At 58.0% G+C, this 792-nt stretch carries 1 protein-coding gene and 1 pseudogene; both read right to left on the minus strand.

The window, feature by feature from the left end:
• Positions 1–116: pseudogene (locus tag RM812_RS41965) on the minus strand (tyrosine-type recombinase/integrase); the annotation flags it as partial.
• Between the two features lie 124 nt (positions 117–240).
• Positions 241–417: a helix-turn-helix domain-containing protein gene (locus RM812_RS43250; protein ID WP_394816610.1), complete on the minus strand. Its 177-nt coding sequence runs from the start codon at positions 415–417 to the stop codon at positions 241–243.
• Between the last annotated feature and the right edge of the window lie 375 nt (positions 418–792).

Here is a 792-nt window from a genome sequence, read left to right on the forward strand (position 1 = left end):
AACCCGGACTCCTCCACCTGCCTCCCGGCCGCCGACCTATACCGGACCGTGTACGGGTGCGGACACTTCGACCACCGCGACCGCGGATGCTCACACCCCTTGAAAAACGAACCCATCCCACGAACCAACGAAACTGCCAACTATCCGCTCTCTGTTCAGCCGACAAGGCACCCACGGTCTTGCTGTAAAACCGCGACACCAGGAATGATCCCTTTCCCGATGTCAACTATTACAAATGCCTTAAACTCCCGATACTCGCTGCTGCTTCACCCACGCTTCAACATCTGAGACATTGAAACGAATCTTCGAGTTCATCCCTACGCCGAATTTGTACATCACCAATCCCGACCGGGCTGCGTTCTTATACAGCCAGGAGACGGACACGTTCAAATATGCGGCAGTTTCCTTGACATCCATGAACCGGTCAGTCACAGCCACTCGCAAGTCTCCTCCGTCATCTCTTCCTGCAACAGCACACGGCACCTCGAAAGGCGCACCCGTAATCCGGTGTCTCACCGGCTCGGGCTATGGATCAATGCTCCGCAGCGTCGCCGGTTTGCCCAACCGGCAATCGTCGGCTATGTTCCGCTCGGACTGAGGAGCTGCAGCGGCGGCTCTCGACTGCCTGCTGAACCCACCAAGGTGAGCCGCCGACCCGAACCGCCTGTCGCCGTTCCTTGAACCGTGACCCCCTATCGGTCGATGAAAAGTGACCCCTTCCGTGATCGAGTGATCAGTCTGGCTCCATGGGAGTCAGGTGGAAGAGGTGATCGGTGTGGAGGACTGGGCTGA

The organism is Streptomyces lancefieldiae, assembly GCF_031845825.1.
Taxonomy (GTDB): domain Bacteria; phylum Actinomycetota; class Actinomycetes; order Streptomycetales; family Streptomycetaceae; genus Streptomyces; species Streptomyces lancefieldiae.